Below are 23,322 nucleotides of genomic sequence, written 5' to 3'. Positions count from 1 at the left end.
CGTTACTGCAGCATGGTCATCGCGGCATCCATGGCGGCGGAAAGATCTTCGTCCGCATGTAGGTCAGTGTCCGGCTTGAGGCCAAGTTTGGCGAACGCCGGTACCTGATTCCAGTCGAGTTGCGTGTAGGGGTGCGGTGTGCCGATGTGGCTTTGCAAGGTGGCTACCTGGACAATATCGACGTAATCGACCTTCGCGCTGTCGCGGCTGAAGTTCAGGTGCTGGCTCGGCACGCAGGCAATCATTTCCGGGAACTCCCAGGTGCGCAGGATCTTGTCACCGATGATCGGGTGAATCTGCTCGATCACATGGTTGAGGCTGATCGAGTCGGCCAGCAGCTCGCTGTGCTCTTCGGCGTAGGTGAGGATCGGCAGCACGCCAATCTGATGCACCAGCCCGGCCAGGGTTGCCTGATCCGGCATCAGGCGGGTGTAGTGGCGGCTCAGTACGTGGCAGATGCCGGCGATCTCGGTGCTCTTGTTCCACACTTCGCGCATCTTGCGGTCGACCACGTCGGTGGTGGCCTGGAACATCTGTTCCATTGCCAGGCCGGTGGCCAGGTTGCAGGTGTAGTTGATGCCGAGGCGGCCGATCGCCATCTGCAGGTCGGTGATTTCCCGGTTGGTGCGCAGCAGCGGGCTATTCACTACCTTGATGATGCGCGCGGTTAGCGCTGCGTCATTGCCGATGACCTTGCTCAGTTCCGGGATGCCAATGTTCGGGTCTTCCGCGGCCTCGCGAACTCTCAGGGCGACCTCGGGAAGGGTTGGCAGAACCAGCTCATCATTGTCGATGGCCCTGATCAGATCCAGCTGGACTTTCTCGGCGAGTTTGCTCATGAAATTCTCGTTGATGGCGTTGTGGTCGCAGACAGAATGCAGTGTACGTCAGCGCTGGATTTCGCGGTTGCTATCCAGCGTGTACGGCAGGTCGAGCAGGTCGAGCGGCAGGCCCTCCGGTGTGCCGAGGAAAACATGCCCAGCATTCGCAGCATCCTCCTGCAGCACAGCCAGCAGTTCCATGCCGCCGGCACTGGGCGCGGCCAATACAACCTCGCCAACCGCGCTGCGGTGTACGGGCGAGAACAGTTCTGTGCCGGGTTGAGGAACGTGATCAGCGGCTGAGGTCAGGCGATAGAGGCGTCGCTTGAGCTTACCCAGGTATTGCATGCGGGCCACGATTTCCTGGCCGGTGTAGCAGCCTTTCTTGAAGCTGACGCCACCGACTGCCTGCAGGTTGATCATCTGCGGGATGAACAGCTCGCGGGTTGCACCGGTCACCTGGCCGATACCGGCGCGGATCTGCGCCAACAGCCAGTCGTTGAGCGTTCCTTGGGGCAGTTGCTCGCTCAGTTGCAGGCGAATGCTTTCGGCCTGGCCGGCCGGCGTCCAGAGTTCTGCGCGGCCATCGCTCAGGCGGATGGCCAACAGACTCTCGGTCGTGGCGACGCTGTCAGTTTCGGCGCCGAGTTCCAGGCCCAGAACCTGCAGCGCGCCTTCGCCACCGCTCAGGCCGAAACGAACCCAGGCCTCGCTTTCATCGCCGAGCTTGGCTTTGGAGAACACCACGTATTTCTGCAGGTCAGCGAGCTGTGCTTCCAGCAAGTCACGATCCATGGCCAGCAAAAAACCTTCGGCTACGCTGACGATGCGGAAACTGGAGAGCATGCGCCCCTTTGGCGTGCAGCGAGCGCCCAGGCTCGAGCCGCTGGCGCCCAGATAGTTGATGTTGCAGGTGATCTGACCCTGCAGGAATTTCCCGGCATCGGGGCCGCGCACGGCGAGGATGCCTTCATGGGTGAGTGGGCAGAAGAAAGCGCTATCGGCCATGGTCGAGGGAATCGCAGGCAGAGAATGAGGCTGCCATGATAAGAGCAGCGACGAGCCGCAAGCTACAGGCAAACGCGTAGCAGGCTCAACGCATCGCTAATGCCAGGTGTTGACGCTGCTGTGACGTGTCGCTGTTGTTATACTGCGGGCCCTTTTCTAGGAGCAGTCCCATGGTTGATGCCACTGAACTCAATCGTCTCTTCTGGCACAGCCGGCGTGGCATGCTGGAGCTGGATGTGCTGCTGGTGCCCTTTGTACGGGAGGTGTACCCCAACCTGAATGAACAGGATCGCGCCCGCTACTGCAAGCTGCTCGAGTGCGAGGATCAGGACATGTTCGGCTGGTTTATGCAGCGCGGCGAACCCGACGACGCGGATTTGCGCTACATCGTTCGCATGATTCTGGATCGTGTCCAGCCCAAGTAAGCGCTTCGAGTGTCACTGGCAGCCGTCGCGGCGGCTGCTGGAGGTCTATCTGTGCGCTCAGGCGCTGGCTCTGCTTACGCTGCTACTGGTCGACATCCCGCTCTGGGCGCGGGTCGGTGGCATAATCATGTGCGCAGCCCATGCCGCCTGGGTGCTGCCTCGGCATGTACTGCTGAGTAGCCCTGGTGTGTCCCGAAGTCTGCGTCATGATGATGAAGGCTGGCAGGCCCGGTGTGAGGAGGGGGACTGGCTGCCGATCACACTGTTGCCTGATAGCGTCGCGCTACCGTGGCTGGTGATCGTACGCTTCCGTCTGCCTGGCCAGCATCGCGTACGCAGCCTGTGTCTCCCGGCAGATGTCATGCTCCGTGACACGCATCGGCGATTGCGTGTGCGCCTGAAATTCAGTCGTCAGCGCTGGCGGGTCGCAGAATAGTGTCTTGAGCAACGGCCAGCAGCTCCGGGTAGTCCAGGGTGTAATGCAGGCCCCGTGATTCTTTGCGTTCCATCGCCGAAAGAATCATCAGCTCGGCCACCTGCGCCAGGTTGCGTAGCTCGATCAGATCCCGGCTGACCTTGTAGTTACTATAGAACTCGTCGATTTCGTCGAGCAGCAGGCGCACGCGATGTTGCGCGCGCTGCAGGCGTTTGGTAGTGCGGACGATGCCGACGTAATCCCACATGAAACGCCGCAGCTCGTCCCAGTTGTGGGCGATGATCACGTCTTCATCCGAGTCGGTGACCTGGCTGGCATCCCAGGAGGGTAGCTCGGCAGGCATGGCCACCTTATCTAGATTGGCGACGATATCGGCGGCGGCTGAGCGCGCATAAACGAAGCATTCGAGCAGGGAGTTGCTAGCCATGCGGTTGGCGCCATGCAGCCCGGTGAAACTGGTTTCGCCGATGGCGTACAGGCCCGGCAGGTCGCTGCGCCCGGCCTGGTCGACGAGCACGCCGCCGCAGGTGTAGTGCGCCGCAGGCACTACGGGGATTGGTTGTCGGGTGATGTCGATGCCGAATTCCAGGCAGCGCTGATAAACAGTAGGGAAGTGGTTTTTAACGAAATCTGCCGGCTTGTGGCTGATATCCAGATAGACGCAGTCGACACCCAGGCGCTTCATCTCATGGTCTATGGCACGGGCGACGATGTCGCGCGGTGCCAGTTCCTCGCGCGTATCGAAGCGCGGCATGAAACGCTCACCATTGGGCAGGCGCAGTAAAGCGCCTTCCCCACGCAAGGCTTCGGTGACCAGGAAGCTCTTGGCCTGAGGGTGATACAGGCAGGTTGGGTGGAACTGGTTGAATTCCAGATTTCCGACCCTGCAGCCGGCACGCCAGGCCATGGCAATACCGTCACCACAAGCGCCGTCCGGGTTGCTGGTATAGAGATAGACCTTGGCCGCGCCACCCGTGGCGAGGATGACGAAGCGTGCATGGTGAGTGTCTACCTCGCCACTGCGCCGATCCAGTACATAGGCCCCGAGGCAGCGCTGTCCCTCTCGCCCTAGCTTGCGCTCAGTGATCAGGTCCACGGCTACGCGCTGCTCGAGCAGTTCGACATTACTGCGTTGGCGTGTGCGCTCAAGCAGGGTATTGAAGATCGCAGCGCCAGTCGCATCGGCGGCGTGGATGATGCGCCGATGGCTATGGCCGCCTTCGCGGGTTAGATGAAACTCGAAGCCGCCGTCCTCGCGATCATGTTCATCATCGCGAGTGAAGGGCACGCCTTGATCTATCAGCCATTGAATGGCTTCGCGGCTGTGCTCCACCGTGAAGCGCACTGCATCTTCACGGCACAGGCCTGCGCCGGCATTCAGGGTGTCATCTACGTGAGAATCGATGGTGTCGCTATCGTCCAGCACTGCTGCCACGCCACCTTGAGCCCAGTAAGTCGAGCCATTGGCCAATTCGCCTTTGCTTAGCACGGCAATGCTCAGGTGCTCTGGGAGCGTCAGGGCCAGGGTCAGACCGGCGGCGCCGCTGCCGATGACCAGGACGTCGTGCTGGAAGTGTTGGCTCATTATTCGAATATCCGCTGGATGCCGCCCACTAGTATATAGAGGGGGGCAACGGCACAATAGCCAGTCCGGTGGGTTGTCTTGAGCAGAAGGTGTATCGTAGATGGCTGGCGATGTGCCTGCTCAAGGTTGTTCGCCGCACGTGGTGCTGGAGCTTCATATGCTCTGCTATAGCCAGGATGAACTTTCTTAGTGGTCAAGGTTCTATAGCGAGTCGCCCCGGAGAGGGATTATGTCTGGTATGCCGAGAGAATGAAGGCCGCGTCAGCGGGATTCGTTTCGGTAAGTCAGGCGATCTAAGACTATTCGCGCAGCAGGGACATGCCCTGGTGCGTTGTTTCGTGCAAAACCAAAATGTTTTGCGGGAAGCTTGTTTGGAGGGGGAGAACTTTTGTACATGGCTCGAGTCTATTTTTGCAGACCGATTCTTTGGCAGACGCTGACCTCCTGCGGACTCAACGAGGAGTATTCATGCTAACCCAGGAAGAGGATCAGCAGCTGGTCGAGCGCGTTCAGCGTGGTGACAAGCGTGCGTTTGATCTGTTGGTGCTGAAGTACCAGCACAAGATTCTCGGGTTGATCGTGCGGTTCGTGCACGACACCCATGAAGCTCAGGATGTGGCGCAGGAAGCTTTTGTAAAAGCTTATCGGGCGCTGGGAAACTTTCGCGGTGATAGCGCGTTCTATACATGGCTTTACCGCATCGCCATCAACACGGCGAAGAATCATCTGGTGTCTCGCGGTCGGCGACCACCGGATAACGATGTAAGCGCAGAGGATGCAGAGTTCTACGACGGCGATCATGCCCTCAAGGACATCGAGTCTCCCGAGCGTGCGCTGTTGCGGGATGAAATCGAAGCCACCGTGCATCGGAGCATCCAGCAACTGCCAGAAGATTTACGAACGGCGCTAACGTTACGTGAATTTGATGGTCTGAGTTATGAAGACATTGCGAGCGTCATGCAGTGTCCTGTTGGCACCGTGCGTTCGCGAATCTTTCGGGCGCGTGAGGCCATCGACAAGTCCCTGCAGCCGCTGTTGCAGGAAACCTGAGACAGCGGCGACAGCCAAGAGAGGAACCGCTATGAGTCGTGAAGCCCTGCAGGAATCGCTGTCCGCGGTGATGGATAACGAAGCGGATGAACTTGAACTTCGGCGTGTGCTCGGTGCGAGCGATGATGCCGAGTTGCGTGCTACCTGGTCGCGTTACCAAGTAGCTCGCGCCGTTATGCACAAGGATCTGCTTGTGCCACGGCTAGACATTGCCGCAGCCGTTTCCGCTGCCCTGGAAGATGATGTGGCGCCAGTTGCGCAGGAGCAGGAGAAAGTCGTGCGTGGCCCTTGGCGTAGCCTTGGACGCGTAGCTGTAGCTGCTACTGTAACCGTCGCAGTTCTGGCCGGTGTGCGCTTCTACAACCAAGATGACGTTGCCGGAGCCCAACTGGCTCAGCAGCAGACTCAGCCTTCTATCACTCTGCCGCAGGCTCAAGGGCCGGCTATTCTGGCGGGTTTTAATACCTCCGATGAGCAGCCGAGCGTTGAGACTGTATCTGCGGAAGGCGAAGGTTGGCACGAACAGCGTCTGCCCGAGTACCTGCGTCAGCATGCTCAGCAGTCTGCTCCTGGTGCTAGCGAAAACGCACTGCCGTTTGCCCGTTCTGCGAGTGTTGAAGAGCGTTAAGAAGGAAGCGCATGCGCCTCATTCCCGCTACTTCCCTGGTGCTCGGCAGCTTTTTGGCGATTCCCGCCATGGCTGCCGACACCCAGGACTGGCTGCAACGGCTGAATCAGGCCGAAACCAGCCAAAGCTTCCAAGGCACCTTCGTTTACGAGCGTAACGGTAACCTCTCCACTCACAATATCTGGCGTCAGGTCGAGCCGGGTGGTGGTGTGCGTGAGCGTCTGCTGCAGCTTGATGGAGCGCCGCGTGAGGTGCTCAGGGTCAATGGACAGGCTCAGTGCGCCAGCGGCTCTTCGAGCGCCGATTTGGTCGACCAGCAGTCGTGGCCAGGCCATGGGTTGAGTGTTGAGCAGCTTAGTGAGTGGTATGACATTCGAGTAACTGGCGAGTCCCGTGTTGCGGGGCGGTCTGCCGTCGTGCTCGGGCTGCTGCCACGCGACCAGCATCGTTACGGTATCGAGCTTCATCTGGATCGACAAACCGGCTTGCCGCTTAAGTCGTTGCTAGTCAATGACAGAGGTATGCTGCTTGAGCGTTTTCAGTTCACTCAATTCGATACCGAGCAAATGCAGTCTGTTGCGGTATTGCAACCTTCCGCCGATTGCGCGCCCGTGCGTATCATCAAAGCCGAAAAGAAGCCGCCCGAGCTCTGGCGCTCTGATTGGTTGCCTCCTGGTTTCAGTCTTAGTGCCGTGACTCAGCGCAGAAGCCCTGTTTCCACGGACGATGTCGACTGTCTCATCTACGATGACGGGCTGGCGCGGTTTTCCGTATTTTTCGAACACTTACATGGCGCTGCAGTGGCTGATGCGCGTAGCCAGCTGGGCCCTACCGTAGCTGTTTCACGGCGCCTGACGACCGATGACGGCGATGTCATGGTTACCGTGGTGGGAGAGATTCCGCTGGGAACCGCTGAGCGCGTCGCTATGTCGATGCGCACCGACGATGTGCATGCAACGCCATAAGGATCGACAATAACGATCTCGGACGCTGTTGCCGCTGTATTGTCATGTTCTGTTTTACCGATGGCCCCCTCAGGGGCTTGTTTGTTCTGGATGGGGAAGAAACTGTAATGTCGATGCCTAGCCTGAAAACCTACGCTGCCGCACTCTTTGCGGTGTTTATGATGGGCCAGTCGGTTGTCGCGCAGGCGCAATTGCCGGACTTCACACCTCTGGTCGAAGCCGCTTCGCCTGCCGTGGTCAATATCAGTACCCGACAGAAAGTGCCTAATGCCGTCGCCAGCAATGGTGGGCTCGCCATTCCTGATCTCGAAGGGCTGCCCCCAATGTTCCGCGAGTTTTTCGAGCGTAACATTCCCCAGACGCCTCGCTCGCCAGGTGGCGGTGGTCGTCAGCGTGAGGCTCAGTCGCTGGGCTCTGGTTTCATCATTTCCAAGGATGGCTACATCCTGACCAACAATCATGTGGTTGCCGATGCTGATGAGATCATCGTGCGTTTGTCCGACCGCAGTGAGTTGGAAGCCAAGCTGGTCGGTACCGATCCGCGCAGCGACGTAGCCTTATTGAAGGTTGATGCTGATGATCTGCCCATTGTGAAGCTGGGTAACTCAGACAATCTCAAGGTAGGCGAGTGGGTGCTGGCTATTGGTTCTCCCTTTGGCTTCGACCATTCGGTGACTGCCGGTATCGTCAGTGCCAAGGGGCGTAGCCTGCCGAACGAGAGCTATGTGCCGTTCATCCAGACTGACGTGGCGATCAACCCCGGTAACTCGGGCGGCCCACTGTTCAATCTGGATGGCGAAGTGGTCGGTATCAACTCGCAGATCTTCACTCGCTCCGGTGGTTTCATGGGGCTGTCCTTCGCCATTCCGATGAGCGTGGCGATGGATGTGGCCGATCAACTGAAGGCCAGCGGCAAGGTCAGCCGTGGCTGGTTGGGCGTGGTCATTCAGGAAGTGAACAAGGATCTCGCAGAGTCCTTCGGTCTGGAAAAACCGGCTGGTGCGTTGGTCGCTCAGGTGCTTGAAGACGGCCCAGCTGCCAAGGGTGGTTTGCAGGTGGGTGATGTGATCCTCAGCTTGGATGGTAAGCCGATCATCATGTCCGCCGATCTGCCACATCTTGTCGGTGCGTTGAAGCCGGGTACCAAAGCCACTCTGGAAATCGTCCGCGAGGGCGCCCGCAAAAACCTGAAGTTGGCCGTTGGGGCCATGCCGGCCGATGATGGCGACGAAGCCACTGAAAGCGCCACTCCGGGTGCCGAGCGCAGCAGTAATCGTCTTGGCGTCAGTGTCGCTGAGCTTACCGATGAGCAGAAGAAAGCCCTGGATCTGAAGGGCGGCGTTGTTATTCGTGAAGTGCAGGACGGTCCTGCGGCCCTGATAGGCCTGCGCCCTGGCGATGTGATTACGCATCTGAACAATCAAGCAATCGGTTCTGCGAAGAACTTCACCGAAGTCGCTCAGTCGCTGCCAAAGAACCGTTCAGTCTCCATGCGCGTGCTGCGTCAGGGGCGTGCCAGTTTCATTACGTTCAAACTGGCTGAGTAAGTCTGGCTAATTAGCCGTGCTTGATCGCGGTTTTCGTTAGGCGTAACAAAGGGGGCGATGAGAGTCGCCCTTTTTTGTGGCCGACTATTTGTGAGGCCACCTGCTGGGCTGTCATTGGCGTGCCGAGAAAATCTCCTTTGCCTATTTTTGTTTCCGGGCGTGCTCATGGGGGCAAATAGCTCGGTCAACGGCTTGTCCCGACGTGACGTAGGGGCAGCCACTCGGTTAAACTTCGCCGCTATTTTCGGCGGGCATTCGCCTGCGGCCTTTTGAGTGTTGTCCTGTGAGTGACCTGAGTCATATCCGCAATTTTTCCATCATTGCCCACATTGACCACGGCAAGTCGACGCTGGCTGACCGGTTCATCCAGATGTGCGGCGGTCTGACCGCGCGTGAGATGGAGGCCCAGGTTCTCGATTCCATGGACCTGGAGCGTGAGCGCGGCATTACTATCAAGGCCCACAGCGTCACCCTGTATTACAAGGCGCAGGACGGCATCACCTACCAGTTGAATTTCATCGACACGCCTGGCCACGTCGACTTCACCTATGAGGTGAGCCGTTCGCTGGCCGCCTGTGAAGGCGCGTTGCTGGTGGTCGATGCCGGTCAGGGCGTGGAAGCGCAGTCGGTCGCCAACTGCTACACCGCCATCGAGCAAGGGCTGGAAGTCATGCCTGTGCTGAATAAGATGGATCTGCCGCAGGCCGACCCGGATCGCGTCAAGGACGAGATCGAGAAGATCATCGGCATCGACGCCACCGATGCCGTCGCCTGTAGTGCCAAGAGCGGTATGGGCGTCGACGAAGTGCTCGAACGTCTGGTTAAGACTATCCCCGCGCCGACTGGCGATATCGAGGCGCCGCTGCAGGCGCTGATCATCGACTCCTGGTTCGACAACTACCTGGGTGTCGTCTCCCTGGTGCGTGTACGTCATGGCCGGGTGAAGAAGGGCGACAAGATTCTGGTCAAGTCCACCGGCAAGGTGCATTTGGTCGACAGCGTTGGGGTGTTCAATCCCAAGCACACCGCAACCGCCGATCTCAAGGCGGGTGAAGTGGGTTTCATCATCGCCAGCATCAAGGACATTCACGGCGCACCGGTCGGCGACACGCTGACCCTCAGCTCGACGCCCGACGTTGATGTGCTGCCGGGCTTCAAGCGTATCCAGCCGCAGGTCTACGCGGGGTTGTTCCCGGTGAGCTCCGAGGATTTCGAAGACTTCCGCGATGCGCTGCAGAAGCTGACCCTCAACGACTCGTCGCTGCAGTACCTGCCAGAAAGCTCCGACGCCCTGGGCTTCGGCTTCCGTTGCGGCTTCCTTGGCATGCTGCACATGGAGATCATTCAAGAGCGCCTGGAGCGTGAGTACGATCTGGATCTGATCACCACGGCGCCGAGCGTAATTTTTGAAGTCGTGCTCAAGACCGGTGAAACGATTTACGTCGATAACCCGTCCAAGTTGCCGGATGTGTCGTCGGTCGAGGATTTCCGCGAGCCGATCGTCACGGCCACCATCCTGGTACCGCAGGAGCACCTGGGTAACGTCATCACCCTGTGTATCGAGAAGCGTGGCGTTCAGCGTGACATGCAGTTCCTCGGCACCCAGGTTCAGGTTCGCTACGACCTGCCGATGAACGAAGTGGTACTCGATTTCTTCGACCGTCTGAAGTCCACCAGCCGTGGCTATGCTTCGCTGGATTACCATTTCGACCGCTACCAGTCGGCCAATCTGGTCAAGCTGGACGTGCTGATCAACGGTGACAAGGTCGATGCCTTGGCGCTGATCGTGCACAAAGATAACGCCCACTACAAAGGGCGTCAGTTGACCGAGAAGATGAAAGAGCTGATCCCTCGGCAGATGTTCGACGTTGCTATCCAGGCTGCCATTGGCGGGCAGATCGTCGCGCGTACCACTGTCAAGGCACTGAGAAAGAACGTTCTGGCCAAGTGCTACGGCGGTGACGTAAGCCGTAAGCGCAAGCTGTTGGAAAAACAGAAGGCCGGTAAGAAGCGCATGAAGCAAGTCGGCAACGTGGAAATTCCACAAGAAGCCTTCCTTGCTGTACTCAAGTTGGATAGTTAGGGCCTATGTCATTTAATTTTCCGCTGTTGCTGGTCATCGCCGTCGCCGTGTGCGGCGCGCTGGCGCTGTTCGACCTGGTATTTCTGGCGCCGCGGCGTCGTGCGGCGATTGCCAGTTACCAGGGCAAGGTCGAGCAAGCCGATGAGGCAGTGGTCGAGAAGCTCAACAAAGAGCCCTTGCTGGTCGAATACGGCAAGTCGTTCTTTCCGGTACTGGCCATCGTGCTGGTGCTGCGCTCCTTTCTGGTCGAGCCGTTCCAGATTCCATCCGGCTCGATGATCCCGACCCTCGAGGTTGGCGATTTCATCCTGGTCAACAAGTTCGCCTACGGCATTCGCCTGCCGGTGCTGGACACCAAGGTGATCGAAGTGGGTGACCCGCAGCGCGGCGACGTTATGGTGTTCCGCTATCCGAGCGACCCTAACGTCAACTACATCAAGCGGGTGATTGGTCTGCCGGGTGATCATGTCCGTTACAGCAGCGACAAGCACCTGTTCGTCAATGGCAAGCCGGTCGCCGAGCAACTGATTGGCGAAGAGCCGGGCAGCCTGGGCAGCGCCACGCTGTACAGTGAGCATCTGGGTGAAGTGGAACACCGCATCCGCAAGGAAATGAGCCGCTACCGCGCCGAACCTGGCAAGGAGTGGACGATTCCTGAGGGACACTACTTCATGATGGGCGACAATCGCGACAACTCTAACGACAGCCGCTACTGGAATGACCCGAACATTCCCAAAGATGTGCTGGGCATGGTTCCTGATCGCAATATTGTCGGCAAGGCGTTCGCCATCTGGATGAGTTGGCCGGATCCGAAGTTCAGCAACCTGCCGAACGTCTCGCGTTTCGGACTTATTCACTGATCTGATGAATATTTGCGGCGCTGTTCAATACGGCGCCGTCAGCTATCTATAGTCTTCTCATGCGCCCGATGCGCATGACTTGAACTACTTGGATATTGGGGAAAAACATGAAATTCGCACGCTCGCAGCAAGGCCTGTCGATTGTGAGTTGGCTGGTGGTACTTGCTGTGGTGGCGTTTCTCGTCAGCACCGCGTTCAAGGTGATCCCGCATTACCTCGACTACATGTCGATGGAAAAGATCATCACCTCGGTAGAAACCGACAAGTTGCAGGAAGTCAGAACCGTGGGCGATTTCTACTCCCACGTCAGCCGTGGCATGACGGTCAACAGCATCCGTGACCTGAACATGCAGGACGTCTTGAAGGTGACCATCGAGAACAACGAGTTTCTCGCCCACCTGAAGTATGAAAAACGTGAATCGCTGATCGAGAACCTCGATCTGGTGGTTAATTTCGATAAAGAATTCCGTGTGCGTATGCCGTGAGTGTTTCGTTGACCCGCCTTGAGCGACAGCTCGGGCACACTTTCAAAGATCAGGATCTGATGATTCTGGCGCTGACCCACCGCAGTTTTGCCGGGCGCAATAACGAGCGCCTGGAGTTCCTCGGTGATGCCATCCTCAATTTCGTTGCCGGTGAAGCGCTCTATGAGCGCTTTCCACTTGCCCGTGAAGGCCAGCTTTCGAGGCTGCGCGCGCGCTTGGTCAAGGGGGAAACCCTGGCCGTACTGGCGCGTGGTTTCGATCTGGGTGAGTACCTGCGATTGGGCTCTGGCGAGCTGAAGAGTGGCGGATTTCGTCGTGATTCGATCCTCGCCGATGCGCTGGAAGCCCTGATCGGTGCCATCTATCTGGATGTCGGCATGGATATCGCCCGTGAGCGAGTATTGGCCTGGCTGACCAATGAATTGGACAGCCTGACTCTGGTCGATACCAACAAGGATCCCAAGACTCGCCTGCAGGAATTTCTGCAGTCACGTGCCTGCGAGCTGCCGCGTTATGAGGTGGTCGACATTCAGGGCGAGCCTCATTGCCGGACGTTCGTGGTCGAGTGTGAGATCAATCTACTCAATGATAAAACCCTGGGCCAAGGCGCCAGTCGCCGTATTGCCGAACAGGTAGCGGCGACGGCAGCGCTGATCGCTCTGGGTGTGGAGAACGGCAATGACTGATACGCCTGTAACGCGCTGTGGCTACGTCGCCATCGTTGGCCGGCCCAACGTGGGCAAGTCGACGCTGCTCAATCACATCCTCGGGCAAAAGCTGGCGATCACGTCGCGCAAGCCGCAGACCACCCGCCATAACATGCTTGGCATCAAGACTGAAGGTGACGTACAGGCTATCTACGTCGATACACCCGGCCTGCACAAGAACAACGAGAAAGCGCTCAACCGCTACATGAACAAGAACGCTTCGTCGGCCCTCAAGGATGTCGACGTAGTGATCTTCGTGGTCGACCGTACCCGCTGGACCGATGAAGACCAGATGGTTCTCGAGCGTGTTCAGTATGTGGAGGGGCCGGTGATCCTGGCGGTCAACAAGACCGACCGCCTGGACGACAAGGCCGACCTGATGCCGCACCTGAAGTGGCTGGCAGAGCAGTTGCCGAATGCCGAGATCGTGCCGGTATCCGCGCAGCAGGGTCACAACCTGGACTCCCTGGAAAAGCTGGTGGGCGATCGTCTGCCCGAAGGCGTGCACTTCTTCCCGGAAGACCAGATCACCGATCGCTCCGGGCGCTTCTTCGCTGCCGAGCTGGTACGCGAGAAGATCATGCGTCAGCTGGGCGCCGAGCTGCCGTACCAGATCACCGTGGAAATCGAAGAGTTCAAGCGCGAAGGACGGATCATGCATATCCACGCGCTGATCTTGGTCGAGCGTGACGGGCAGAAGAAGATCATCATTGGCGATAAGGGCGAGCGCATCAAGCGCATTGGGCAGGACGCGCGCAAGGACATGGAGTTGATGTTCGACACCAAGGTCATGCTCAACCTCTGGGTCAAGGTCAAAAGCGGTTGGTCCGACGACGAGCGCGCGCTGCGTTCCCTGGGCTACGACAATATCTGACCCGGCACCCCGCCGCCTCGCGGCTGGCACCGACAGCGAGTGATTCAGCATGCTTGCGCTCAGCCAGCCCGCCTATGTCCTGCACAGCCGTGCGTACCGTGAAAGCAGTGCGCTGGTCGACTTCCTCACGCCCCAGGGGCGTTTACGTGCCGTGTTGCGCGGCGCGCGGGGCAAGGCTGGCAGCCTGGCCAGGCCGTTCATCCCTCTCGAACTGGAAACCCGCGGCCGCGGTGAGCTGAAGAACGTCGGCCGTCTTGAGGCGGCCGGTATTCCCAATCTGCTCTCGGGCGATGCGCTGTTCAGCGGCCTGTACCTGAACGAGCTGCTGATCCGCGTGCTGCCGGCCGAGGATCCCCATCCGATCATTTTCGAGCAGTACGCCATGACCGTGTTAGCGCTGGCCCAGGGGCGTGCGCTGGAGCCGCTGTTGCGTGCCTTCGAATGGCGGCTGCTCGACGAGCTGGGCTATGGTTTTGCCCTCGATCGCGATGTACAGGGCGAGGCTGTCGTCGCAAACGGTCTGTACCGGTTACAGGCAGACAGTGGTTTTTTGCCCATCGGCCATTGGCAGCCTGGCGCATTCTTGGGTAGCGAGCTGCTGGCCATGGCCGAGGCGGACTGGACTGCGCCGGGCGCCCTCGCTGCTGCCAAGCGCCTGATGCGCCAGGCGCTGGCCCTCATCTGGGCGGTCGACCTCTGGTCAGCCGCGAATTGTTCATGACGCTCAAGGAGCCGACCCGTGACTGAAGCCAACCGTGTTTTGCTGGGCGTGAATATCGACCACGTCGCTACGCTGCGCCAGGCGCGCGGCACGCGCTATCCCGACCCCGTCAAGGCGGCGCTGGACGCCGAGGAGGCCGGTGCCGATGGCATCACCGTGCACCTGCGCGAGGATCGTCGGCACATTCAGGAGCGCGATGTGCGCCTGCTCAAGGACGTGTTGCAGACGCGCATGAACTTCGAGATGGGGGTGACCGACTTCATGCTCGATTTCGCCGAAGAGATCCGCCCCGAGCACGTCTGCCTGGTGCCTGAAACCCGGCAGGAACTGACGACCGAAGGCGGCCTGGACGTAGCTGGGCAGGAGGCGCGAATCGCCGCTGCGGTGCAGCGTCTGGCTGCCGCCGGTAGCGAAGTCTCGCTGTTCATCGATGCCGATCCGCGGCAGATCGAGGCGAGCAAGCGGGTCGGCGCTCCGGCCATCGAGCTGCACACCGGGCGCTATGCCGATGCCCATGATCCGCAGCAGGCCGCTGTCGAGCTGCAGCGTATTCGTGAGGGTGTCGCGCTGGGCGTTTCGCTGGGGCTGATCGTCAATGCCGGTCATGGCCTGCATTACCACAACGTTGAGCCGGTGGCGGCGATCCCTGGTATCAACGAGCTGAACATCGGCCACGCCTTGGTCAGCCATGCGCTGTTCGTTGGCTTCAAGGATGCGGTGCGGGAAATGAAGCAGCTGATCGAGAGCGCTGCTGCGCGCTAACGGCGCGCTCCGTAGGCCACTGCCACCTGCGCCGCCAGCGCTTCCGCAGCCGCGCCACGGTTGCTGCCGCGCAGCAGTTTGATGTGATAGTCGCCCAAGGGTGGCAGCCCGTGCTCCTGTTGAGGAAGGCGGCGTAGCGGCGGTTTGACCAGGCTGGCAGGGAAGGCCGCGATGGCCAGATCGGCAAGCAGCGCCGCTTCCTGGCCAGCGCACTGCTCGCTGGAATAGGCGATGCGGTAGCTACGCCCCAGCCTGTCCAGGCCATCCATGGCGGCACGTCGCCAGGCGCAGCCGCGGCTGGCCACGGCCAGCGGCAGGGGATTGCGCTTGACCGCCAGCCCGCCATCACGGCCTGCCCATACCAGCGATTCGCTGCAGATGATCTCCCCCCGCGAGTCGTCGGCATCGCCATTGCCGGTGTTCAGCAAGGTAAGGTCAAGCTCTCCGGCATCCAGACGCTCGATCAGCTCGCAACTGCGGCCTACCGATACGTCGACCTGAACCGCGGGGTGGCTAAGGGCGAACTGCGACAGCAGGTCGGGGAGGGCGCCTACGCCGATGTCGAATGGCGTGCCGAAACGAACGGTGCCCGCCAGGTTCGGAACCAGAAAATGCGAGACCGCTTCCTCGTTGAGCTTGAGCAGGCGCCGGGCATAGCCGAGCAGAATCTCGCCATCCGAAGTGAGTCGCACGCGGCGGCTCTCGCGTAGAAACAGCGTGCGCCCGAGGGTTTCCTCCAGGCGTTTGATCTGTTGGCTGACGGCAGCCGTGGTACGGAATACCTGCGCGGCGGTGCGGGTGAAGCTGCCACTCTCGGCGATGCCGACGAACGTCTTCAGCACATCGCTTTCCAGTAGTGGCAGCGCAGCGGGCAGGTTAGTGAGCAGTGTGCTGTTCATGGCTTGGTTAATATTTTCTTAATAGATGGTTAGGTATTACTCGTTTGTCTTAACGGTAGGCGCAACTCAATCTGTCGGCAAGCGGTCACCGATAACCGGTGACCACAGGCTGTCGAGGAGAGTTGTCATGACGTCGAACGAACAGCATGCCGCCAATCACGAGCGCACCCCCCAGGCAAGGTCGTCGGGCCTTATTGCGAATGAGCTGGCCCAGTGGCTGGGCGACTGGTACTTCGCCTGGTGTTGGAGGCGCAAGATGCGCCGCCTGCTAAGGCTCGAAAGCGTCGGGCAGGTGCGTCTGGGAAGTGCCCAGGAGCGAGTCAGCGCAGGGGCGCAGATGCCCCTCGCACTGATCGCCGCGCGGCAGGCCGAATGGCGCCGTAAAGGTGATGTGGCTGGTTGACCCTGCTGTCAGGGTTTACGCGCAACCAGCACCGCGCGGCGCGGGGCCGGCAGGCCTTCGAGGGTGCGGCGATGATCCAGTGGGTCGAGGAATTCGGGCAGCGACTGGTAGCGCATCCACTCGGTGCTGCGCTGTTCCTCGATCGAGGTGACGCTGACATCCACGCAGCGCACGTCGACGAAGCCGGCGCGGCGTAGCCACAGTTCCAGCGCCGGTACCGAGGGCAGGAACCACACGTTGCGCATTTGCGCGTAACGGTCTTCGGGCACCAGCACTTGGTTGGCATCGCCTTCTACCACCAGCGTTTCCAGTACCAGTTCGCCGCCCTTGAGCAGGCAGTCTTTCAGTTCCAGCAGGTGGTCGATGGGCGAGCGCCGGTGGTACAGCACGCCCATGGAGAACACGGTATCGAAACCCTGCAGCTTTGCTGGCAGTTCCTCGATGCCCAGAGGCAGATGCCAGGCTGGCATCTCTGGCAAGTAATTTTTCATGGCCAGGAACTGGCAGAGGAACAGCCAGTTCGGATCGATGCCGACTACGCTCTTGGCCCCGTCGCCGAGCATTCGCCACATGTAGTAGCCATTGCCGCAGCCGACGTCGAGCACCCGCTTGCCGGACAGATCCAGGTGTGGAGAGACGCGCTGCCATTTCCAGTCGGAACGCCATTCGGTATCCACGTGAACGCCGAACAGATGAAAAGGGCCTTGCGCCACGGGATCAGGCCACGCAGGGCGCTATCCAGGGCAGCCTGAGTGGTTTCGTCACGAGAACCATCGAGTTTGAAATCCCGGGTCAGGTCGATCTGCTCAATATTCAGTGCCGGCAATGCTTCGACAGCCGCGTACCAGCGTTGCAGATCACCGTGACCGATGGCCAGTTTGGCGTCGATCTGCCCCGGCAGGTCGGCGCTCCACTCCTGCAGGGGAGTGCCGGCGAGTTGCGCCTGCAGAGCGTCGAGATCCATGCGGCGCATCATGGCAGGGCCACCAGGGAAGCGAAGTTCAGGCACTGGAACCAGGGCACCACTTTGCTGAAACCGGCTGCCAGTAGCCGCTCGCGGTGCTGCTCGAGGCTGTCGGGCAGCATGACGTTTTCGATGGCGCTGCGCTTCTGGGCGATTTCCAGTTCGCTGTAACCGTTGGCACGCTTGAACGCCACATGCAGGTCGGTGAGCAGGGCGTGCTGCTGGTCGTCTTCGAAGCGCAGCTTTTCCGACAGGATCAGTGCGCCGCCCGGCAGCAACGCCTGGCGGATACGCGCCAGTAACGGCTGGCGCTGAGCCGGCTCGATGAATTGCAGGGTGAAGTTCAGCGCTACCAATGAGGTCGGCTGGAACTGCATGGCGAGAATATCCGCCTCGATAACCTCGACCGGCAGCAGCTCCTGGAACATCGAGTCCTGGGCGTGCAGGTATTCGCGGCAGCGTTCGACCATGGCGCTGGAGTTGTCCACGGCGACCACTCGGCAGTCTTCCAACTGAACGTGACGGCGCAGCGCCTGGGTCACGGCGCCCAGCGAGCTGCCCAGGTCGTAGAGCACGCTGTGCGGCTGAGCGAACTGGCCGGCCAGCACGCCGATGTTCTCGACGATGGTCGGGTAACCGGGCACCGAGCGCTTGATCATGTCCGGGAACACACGCGCCACGTCTTCGTTGAACACGAAGTCCGGCACCTGGTCCAGTGGCTGGGCGAAAAGTTGGTCGGGCTGTCTGGTCACGGTCGGTCTGCGCGGAGCTGGAAAGGCGCGCATTTTAGCCAAGTCCGGCGATTAGCCAAACCTTGTCGCAGGTATTAGTGCAACGCGAGTGCTGAGGCCCGCTGGAAGGCGGGCTTCGAAGACTTGATTGGAGCGTCTGCGGTAATTGGCGGCGACAACGTTCAGCGCACGCGAATCTGGCAATCGAAGGTCTCGGCAGGCTCCGCGCTGGCATCCCAGGGTTGCGCGTAGGTCAGCAGCAGCCGTGCCTCACCGCTTTCGGTGGCCTGGAAGCGCCAAGTAGAATGGCCATCGCCGCCGACCAGATCGGAGTTTTCAGCGCTGCTATAGACTTCCGGGCCGAGGCTCTTGAGTACCTTGGCGGCATCTTCACGAACTGCCCAGCGATAGCCGGTCGTCGGGTTGCTTGGCAGGCTGAGGATCAACTGTTGGCCTGCCTGCAGGCTGATCGGGCATTGCGTCTGTTTCTGAACCTGCACGCTCTTGGACGGGCTGGCGCAGGCGCCCAGCAGGACGAGACTGGCGATGAGAGGCAGACGGTAGACGTTGATCATGGTGTGCTCCAGACGCAGAAATCGATTGCCAGCATAGCGGCAGAACGGCGTGGTGTAACCCGCCCTGCATCCGCTGCACATGCGGTTTGGCTCAGTCGACGATAAACAGCCGCGCGCCGATGCTCGTCGAACTGCGGTGCGCCTCGGCCTGATCGGCGACCTGATAGCTCATGCCCGCAGTCATCACGAAGCGGCGGCCATCTTCCAGTTCGGTATGCAGTTCGCCCTCGAGGCACAGCAGGATATGGCCCTTGCTGCACCAGTGGTCGGCCAGGTAACCGGGCGAATAGTCAACCATACGCACCCGCACTGCGCCGAACTGGCGAGTTCGCCAGTGGGCCATGCCGGTTTCGCCGGGATGCTCGGTGGCTTCCACCTGGCTCCAGTCGGTAATGCCAAAAGGGATATCGGCGATGTTCATGAGCGTTTCCTGATGGGGGGTGAATCATGGCGCGGCGGTGATGCCGATCAAGGGGCTGTCAGTCCTGCTGCGCCTGGAGAAACAGCGCGAACAGCTCGGATTGCGACTTTATCCCCAGCTTGCCGTAGATGTGCTTGCGGTGCACCTTGACCGTCTCCGTCGAGATGCACAATTTGCGGGCGATCTCCTTGCCCGAGCAGCCGCTGAGCATCAGCCGGGCGACGTCCAGCTCCCGCGCCGTAAGGGTGTTTTCCATCCAGTGCCCGGCGCTGCCTTGGGGGTGCGGGCGAGCCGGGGCGGGCGTGGTGGTGCCGAGCAGGTGCTGATCGAAGGCCAGGCGCTGGCGCATCAGGCCGCTTACCCAAGGCTGCACCAGGCCAAGCAACGCGAGGTTCTCGGGGCTGAAGCGGTGGCGTGCACCCAGCGACAGGCACAAGGTTCGGCCATTCTGCAGCGGGACGTTGAACTGCACTTCGTCGACCACCACGTTGAGGCGGAAATAGCGCTGGTAGTAGTCGGTTTGCTCGAAGCGTTCCGGTGCCACGTCTGCCAGATGCAGCAGGCCACCCATGCTGCGTTCTCGACTGTCGATGTAGAACGGGTCGAGCTGGTAGAGACCCTTGAGGTAGTCCAGGAACAGAGTGTCGGGGCCACCGTCCAGCCCGGGGCACTCGGCGAGAACCTGGGGGCGTGCGTCGCTGAAGATCAGCACCACCCAGCTGTCGAACGCTACGTACTGCTCCAGAACGCGCACCAGCGCGGTCCAGAAAGCGGGACGATCCAGCCCCTCGATGAGTTTGCCAACCGACTGGTGCCAGGCGATGTGCTGCAACGAAAGTCCCACTTCCTACCCCCAATGGGTTAACCCGCCCGCGTGATTACCGGCGTCGATGCTTGCCGCCATACTCGGGGTACGGCATCGGCAGGTCAGCGAGGCAATTCGAACGACCTGTCAGGCAAAGAAATACCAGGCCGATTCTGACGCTTTTTATCGGCCTGGGACAAAACAACAGGAAATCGAGATGAAGATCGAACTCGTACAAATGCGTGGCCGTGATGGCGACACCGCATACAACCTGAGCCGCGCATTGCAGGCGATCGACGACAGCGCCGAGGGTACCGATCTACTGGTGTTTGCGGAAACCCACCTGATGGGTTTCCCGACCGCGCTCAACATCGCCGAGCTGGCCGAGCCGATCGACGGCCCGACGATTCAGGCCGTGCAGCAAGCGGTTCGCGAGCGCAACGTCTCGGTGGCCATTGGCATGGCCGAAAACGACGCCGGGGTGTTCTACAACACGACGCTGCTGATCACCCCGGCGGGGATCGCCATGCGCTACCGCAAGACCCATCTGTGGTCGTCCGACCGCGGCATCTTCACGCCGGGTGACCGCTACGTGACGGTGCCCTGGCAGGGTATTCGGGTCGGCATTCTGATCTGCTTCGATATCGAGTTTCCGGAAAGCGCCCGGGCGCTGGCGCAGCTCGGTGCCGACCTGATCATCGTCACCAACGGCAACATGGATCCCTACGGCCCTACCCACCGCACGGCGATCATGGCGCGCGCCATGGAGAATCAGGCATTCGCGGTGATGGTCAATCGTGTGGGCAGTGGCGATGGCGATCTGGTGTTCGCTGGCGGCAGCAGTGCCGTCGATCCGTTCGGCCAGTTGCTGTGCGAGGCCGGTCGCGAAGAGTGTCGGCAGATCGTCGAACTCGACCTCGATCAACTGCAGGCTGCCTGCAGCGATTACCGCTACCTCGACGAGCGGCGCCTGACGCTGCCTGGCGAGCGCATCGACTACCCGGACGGGCGTCGAGAACTACTGATTCCACGTTAAGACGGAGGCCCACCTCCGCATTGCCGCCGGGCCAGTGCCCGGTGGGCGCTGCTGTGTTCGCCGACTTCGGCTCTGCCATAAAAATCATAATCTCGGAGTAGCAGTAATGGCCAATCTCAAACGTACCCTGTCACTGGGTTCGGTGGTGCTGTTCGGCATCGCCTACATGACCCCGATCATCGTGCTCGGTACCTTCGGCATTCTTGCCGACGTGACCAACGGGCAGGTGCCCGCCGCCTACCTGGCCGCCACACTGGCCATGCTGTTCACCGCGCTGAGCTACGCAAAAATGGCCGCGGCCTTTCCGGTGGCCGGTTCCGCCTATACCTATGTGCGCAAGTCGATCAACGCCAAGCTGGGGTTTCTCGCCGGTTGGGCGGTGCTGCTCGATTATCTGTTCCTGCCCATGGCCATCTGGCTTATCGGCGCAGCCTACCTGGGTTCGGCGTTTCCGGATGTGCCGCAGGCAGTCTGGGTACTTGGGTTCATCGTGGTGACCTCGCTGATCAACGTGGTAGGCCTGCAACTGGCCAAGACGGTCAACGGCCTGTTGATGGTGGTGCAGCTTCTGGTGCTGGCGGCCTTCGTTGCCCTGTGCGTGCATTACGTGGCAGGGGATGGCAGCAAACCGCTGTGGAGCCTGAAGCCGTTCTTCGACGGTAGTTTCAGCCTGCCGCTGGTGATGGGCGGCGCTGCCATCGCCTGCTATTCGTTTCTCGGCTTCGATGCGGTCAGCACGCTGACCGAGGAAACCCGCGATCCGCAGAAGACCATTCCCAGAGCGATTCTGCTGATCACCCTGTTCGGCGGGCTGATCTTCATCGTCACCTCCTACTTCGTGCAGCTCGCTCACCCCGGCGCCGTGTTCACCAGTACCGATTCCGCCGCCTATGAAATCGCCCGCAATATCGGCGGCGATCTGTTCGTGTCGATATTCCTGATCGGTCTGATCGTCGGCCAGTTCACTTCAGGCCTGTCGGCCCAGGCCAGTGCCTCGCGTCTGCTGTTCGCCATGGGCCGTGACGGCGTGCTGCCCAAGCGCCTGTTCGGTACCTTGAGCAAACGTTTCGGAACGCCGTTGGGAAGCATCCTGTTGTGTGCGGTGGTGGCCCTGCTGGCGCTGAAACTGGACGTGACCACCTCGACCTCGTTCATCAACTTCGGGGCTTTCCTGGCGTTCTCGCTGGTCAACCTGTCGGTCATCTTCCACTACTGGATCGGCGGCGCCCGTCGCGGTGCCAGGGAGCTGCTGCAGCACCTGCTGTTCCCGCTGCTCGGAATGTTCGCGACGCTGTGGCTGATGGTCAGCCTGGATCACCTGGCGATCACCCTCGGCCTGTGCTGGCTGGCGCTGGGCGTCGTCTACCTTGCGTGGCTGACGGCGGGCTTCCGTCGCCAGCCGCCGGAGATACAGTTCGACGCAGCCTGAGCCGTCACTGCCGGGCGACGCTCACCCCTTCGAGGTTGGCGAAGGAGGTGTCCTTGGCGGTAAGCAGGAAATCACGCATGAAGGGCGCATCGAGCATGTCCGTGCGGATGCCCGCGTAAAGCGTGGCGAACAGCCCCTTGTCGCCCAGGCGCTTGGCGGTCACATAGCCACGCGAGCTGTACTCGTGCAGCGCCCAGTTGGGCAGGCCGCAAACGCCGCGGCCGCTGGCCACCAGTTGCATCATCATCACCGTCAGTTCCGAGGTGCGCACCTGGGCCGGCTCGATGTCGGCGGGCTCTAGAAAGCGGGTGAAGATATCCAGTCGATCCCGTTCCACCGGGTAGGTGATCAGGGTTTCCTTGATCAGGTCTTCGGGGCGGATGAAGGGGCGATTGGCCAGCGCGTGCTGGTTGGCCACAGCCAGCATCGCTTCATAGGTGAACAGCGGCACGTAGGTGATGCCGGACAGCTCCAGCGGATCGGAGGTCACCACCAGGTCGAGGTCGCCGCGGGCCAGGGCGGGCAGTGGCGCGAAGGAGAATCCCGACGCCAGATCCAGCTCCACTTCCGGCCAGGCATCGCGAAACTGGTCGATGGTCGGCATCAGCCATTGAAAGCAGCTGTGGCATTCGATTGCCATGTGCAGACGACCCGCGGTGCCGCCGGCAAGCCGTGACAGATCCCGTTCGGCGCTGCGCAGCAAGGGCAGCACGTTGTCGCACAGCTGCAGCAGGCGTAGCCCGGCGCTGGTGAACCGCACCGGCTTGGTCTTGCGCACGAAAAGCTGCATGCCCAGGCGCTCCTCCAGCTCCTTGAACTGGTGCGACAGCGCCGACTGGGTCAGGTGCAGACGTTCTGCGGCTTCGACCAGGCTATCGGTCTCGCGCAGCGCGTGAAGGGTTTTCAGGTGACGGATTTCGAGCATGGCAGGCCTGCGAGATATTCAACTTAACGCTCTGGAAGATGAGCGTTTTTCATGGAGGGAGTTTCTCTCAGCGCCGGCTCACTGTCGAGGCATCTATCGATTATCCCGCCTGGCGGATTTCATCAAACTGTCACCATTGTGTGGCAGCGCGCTTTTGCCAATCACTGCGACACTTCT

General features: G+C 60.5%; 24 protein-coding genes and 2 pseudogenes. 16 read left to right on the top strand and 10 right to left on the bottom strand.

Going from position 1 to position 23,322, the window contains the following annotated elements:
- Window positions 1–2: 2 nt before the first annotated feature.
- Entirely contained in the window at window positions 3–839 is an 837-nt protein-coding gene (locus K5Q02_RS22060; protein WP_225834316.1) for an HDOD domain-containing protein, read from the bottom strand.
- Window positions 840–887: 48 nt separating this feature from the next.
- A complete protein-coding gene (ygfZ, locus tag K5Q02_RS22055) occupies window positions 888–1,829 on the bottom strand; it encodes a CAF17-like 4Fe-4S cluster assembly/insertion protein YgfZ (protein WP_225834315.1) in 942 nt (313 codons plus the stop codon).
- A gap of 170 nt (window positions 1,830–1,999) precedes the next feature.
- Here ygfZ and K5Q02_RS22050 point away from each other — a divergent pair, with 170 nt between their 5' ends.
- On the top strand, window positions 2,000–2,254 hold the full coding sequence (locus K5Q02_RS22050; protein WP_225834314.1) for an FAD assembly factor SdhE: 255 nt from the start codon (window positions 2,000–2,002) through the stop codon (window positions 2,252–2,254).
- Window positions 2,238–2,690 carry a protein YgfX gene (locus K5Q02_RS22045; RefSeq protein ID WP_225834312.1) on the top strand — a complete coding sequence of 151 codons (453 nt, stop codon included), beginning with the start codon at window positions 2,238–2,240 and terminating at the stop codon, window positions 2,688–2,690. Before K5Q02_RS22050 ends, K5Q02_RS22045 begins: the two co-directional genes overlap by 17 nt.
- Here the strand turns inward: K5Q02_RS22045 and nadB are convergent.
- On the bottom strand, window positions 2,659–4,275 hold the full coding sequence (nadB, locus tag K5Q02_RS22040; RefSeq protein ID WP_225834310.1) for an L-aspartate oxidase: 1,617 nt from the start codon (window positions 4,273–4,275) through the stop codon (window positions 2,659–2,661). The genes K5Q02_RS22045 and nadB overlap by 32 nt on opposite strands.
- Window positions 4,276–4,743: 468 nt before the next feature.
- Here nadB and rpoE point away from each other — a divergent pair, with 468 nt between their 5' ends.
- The 11 genes and pseudogenes from rpoE to pdxJ all read left to right on the top strand — a co-directional run bounded on the left by rpoE (window position 4,744) and on the right by pdxJ (window position 14,957).
- A complete protein-coding gene (gene rpoE / locus K5Q02_RS22035; protein ID WP_225834308.1) occupies window positions 4,744–5,325 on the top strand; it encodes an RNA polymerase sigma factor RpoE in 582 nt (193 codons plus the stop codon).
- Between the two features lie 31 nt (window positions 5,326–5,356).
- Entirely contained in the window at window positions 5,357–5,953 is a 597-nt protein-coding gene (locus K5Q02_RS22030; RefSeq protein WP_225834306.1) for a sigma-E factor negative regulatory protein, read from the top strand.
- An 11-nt stretch (window positions 5,954–5,964) separates the two neighbouring features.
- Window positions 5,965–6,918: a MucB/RseB C-terminal domain-containing protein gene (locus K5Q02_RS22025; protein ID WP_329959546.1), complete on the top strand. Its 954-nt coding sequence runs from the start codon at window positions 5,965–5,967 to the stop codon at window positions 6,916–6,918.
- A 113-nt stretch (window positions 6,919–7,031) separates the two neighbouring features.
- Window positions 7,032–8,465, top strand: coding sequence for a DegQ family serine endoprotease (locus K5Q02_RS22020; protein ID WP_225839822.1), 1,434 nt, complete (start codon window positions 7,032–7,034; stop codon window positions 8,463–8,465).
- 283 nt (window positions 8,466–8,748) lie between these two features.
- Window positions 8,749–10,548, top strand: coding sequence for a translation elongation factor 4 (gene lepA, locus K5Q02_RS22015; RefSeq protein ID WP_225834305.1), 1,800 nt, complete (start codon window positions 8,749–8,751; stop codon window positions 10,546–10,548).
- 5 nt (window positions 10,549–10,553) lie between these two features.
- A complete protein-coding gene (gene lepB / locus K5Q02_RS22010) occupies window positions 10,554–11,408 on the top strand; it encodes a signal peptidase I (RefSeq protein WP_225834303.1) in 855 nt (284 codons plus the stop codon).
- Window positions 11,409–11,515: 107 nt separating this feature from the next.
- Window positions 11,516–11,893 (top strand): DUF4845 domain-containing protein, encoded by a 378-nt coding sequence (locus K5Q02_RS22005; protein ID WP_225834302.1) that lies wholly within the window; start codon window positions 11,516–11,518, stop codon window positions 11,891–11,893.
- Window positions 11,890–12,579 carry a ribonuclease III gene (gene rnc, locus K5Q02_RS22000; RefSeq protein ID WP_225834300.1) on the top strand — a complete coding sequence of 230 codons (690 nt, stop codon included), beginning with the start codon at window positions 11,890–11,892 and terminating at the stop codon, window positions 12,577–12,579. Before K5Q02_RS22005 ends, rnc begins: the two co-directional genes overlap by 4 nt.
- Entirely contained in the window at window positions 12,572–13,474 is a 903-nt protein-coding gene (gene era, locus K5Q02_RS21995) for a GTPase Era (RefSeq protein ID WP_225834298.1), read from the top strand. The genes rnc and era overlap by 8 nt, the downstream gene beginning before the upstream one ends.
- 49 nt (window positions 13,475–13,523) lie before the next feature.
- Window positions 13,524–14,221: pseudogene (gene recO / locus K5Q02_RS21990) on the top strand (DNA repair protein RecO).
- Window positions 14,214–14,957, top strand: a complete 744-nt coding sequence (pdxJ, locus tag K5Q02_RS21985; RefSeq protein ID WP_225834296.1) for a pyridoxine 5'-phosphate synthase — start codon at window positions 14,214–14,216, stop codon at window positions 14,955–14,957. The pseudogene recO and the gene pdxJ overlap by 8 nt, the downstream one beginning before the upstream one ends.
- Here pdxJ and K5Q02_RS21980 read toward each other — a convergent pair.
- Complete coding sequence (locus K5Q02_RS21980) at window positions 14,954–15,856, bottom strand: LysR substrate-binding domain-containing protein (protein WP_225834293.1); 903 nt, start codon at window positions 15,854–15,856, stop codon at window positions 14,954–14,956. The genes pdxJ and K5Q02_RS21980 overlap by 4 nt on opposite strands.
- A 127-nt stretch (window positions 15,857–15,983) precedes the next feature.
- Between K5Q02_RS21980 and K5Q02_RS21975 the strand changes: the two genes are divergently transcribed.
- Window positions 15,984–16,259 (top strand): hypothetical protein, encoded by a 276-nt coding sequence (locus tag K5Q02_RS21975; RefSeq protein WP_225834291.1) that lies wholly within the window; start codon window positions 15,984–15,986, stop codon window positions 16,257–16,259.
- 8 nt (window positions 16,260–16,267) lie between these two features.
- Here K5Q02_RS21975 and cmoB read toward each other — a convergent pair.
- From cmoB to K5Q02_RS21950, 5 genes and pseudogenes are all read right to left on the bottom strand, one after another.
- A pseudogene (cmoB, locus tag K5Q02_RS21970) lies at window positions 16,268–17,235 on the bottom strand (tRNA 5-methoxyuridine(34)/uridine 5-oxyacetic acid(34) synthase CmoB).
- Complete coding sequence (gene cmoA, locus K5Q02_RS21965) at window positions 17,232–18,008, bottom strand: carboxy-S-adenosyl-L-methionine synthase CmoA (protein WP_225834289.1); 777 nt, start codon at window positions 18,006–18,008, stop codon at window positions 17,232–17,234. Before cmoA ends, cmoB begins: the two are co-directional and overlap by 4 nt.
- 128 nt (window positions 18,009–18,136) lie before the next feature.
- Complete coding sequence (locus K5Q02_RS21960; RefSeq protein ID WP_225834287.1) at window positions 18,137–18,529, bottom strand: protease inhibitor I42 family protein; 393 nt, start codon at window positions 18,527–18,529, stop codon at window positions 18,137–18,139.
- A gap of 91 nt (window positions 18,530–18,620) precedes the next feature.
- Window positions 18,621–18,950, bottom strand: a complete 330-nt coding sequence (locus K5Q02_RS21955) for a DHCW motif cupin fold protein (protein WP_225834286.1) — start codon at window positions 18,948–18,950, stop codon at window positions 18,621–18,623.
- Window positions 18,951–19,008: 58 nt separating this feature from the next.
- Window positions 19,009–19,794, bottom strand: a complete 786-nt coding sequence (locus K5Q02_RS21950; protein WP_225834284.1) for a helix-turn-helix transcriptional regulator — start codon at window positions 19,792–19,794, stop codon at window positions 19,009–19,011.
- Between the two features lie 178 nt (window positions 19,795–19,972).
- On the opposite strand from K5Q02_RS21950, the gene K5Q02_RS21945 reads away from it, so the two are divergent.
- Window positions 19,973–20,791, top strand: a complete 819-nt coding sequence (locus tag K5Q02_RS21945) for a carbon-nitrogen hydrolase family protein (protein WP_225834282.1) — start codon at window positions 19,973–19,975, stop codon at window positions 20,789–20,791.
- A gap of 106 nt (window positions 20,792–20,897) precedes the next feature.
- Entirely contained in the window at window positions 20,898–22,220 is a 1,323-nt protein-coding gene (locus tag K5Q02_RS21940) for an APC family permease (protein WP_225834281.1), read from the top strand.
- 4 nt (window positions 22,221–22,224) lie between these two features.
- Here K5Q02_RS21940 and metR read toward each other — a convergent pair whose 3' ends face one another.
- A complete protein-coding gene (gene metR, locus K5Q02_RS21935; protein WP_225834279.1) occupies window positions 22,225–23,145 on the bottom strand; it encodes a transcriptional regulator MetR in 921 nt (306 codons plus the stop codon).
- Between the last annotated feature and the right edge of the window lie 177 nt (window positions 23,146–23,322).

It is taken from the genome of Pseudomonas sp. MM211, from assembly GCF_020386635.1.
Taxonomy (GTDB): domain Bacteria; phylum Pseudomonadota; class Gammaproteobacteria; order Pseudomonadales; family Pseudomonadaceae; genus Aquipseudomonas.
The sequence above is the reverse complement of the archived record's forward strand: the minus strand, read 5'-3'. Positions and strand labels throughout refer to the sequence as shown.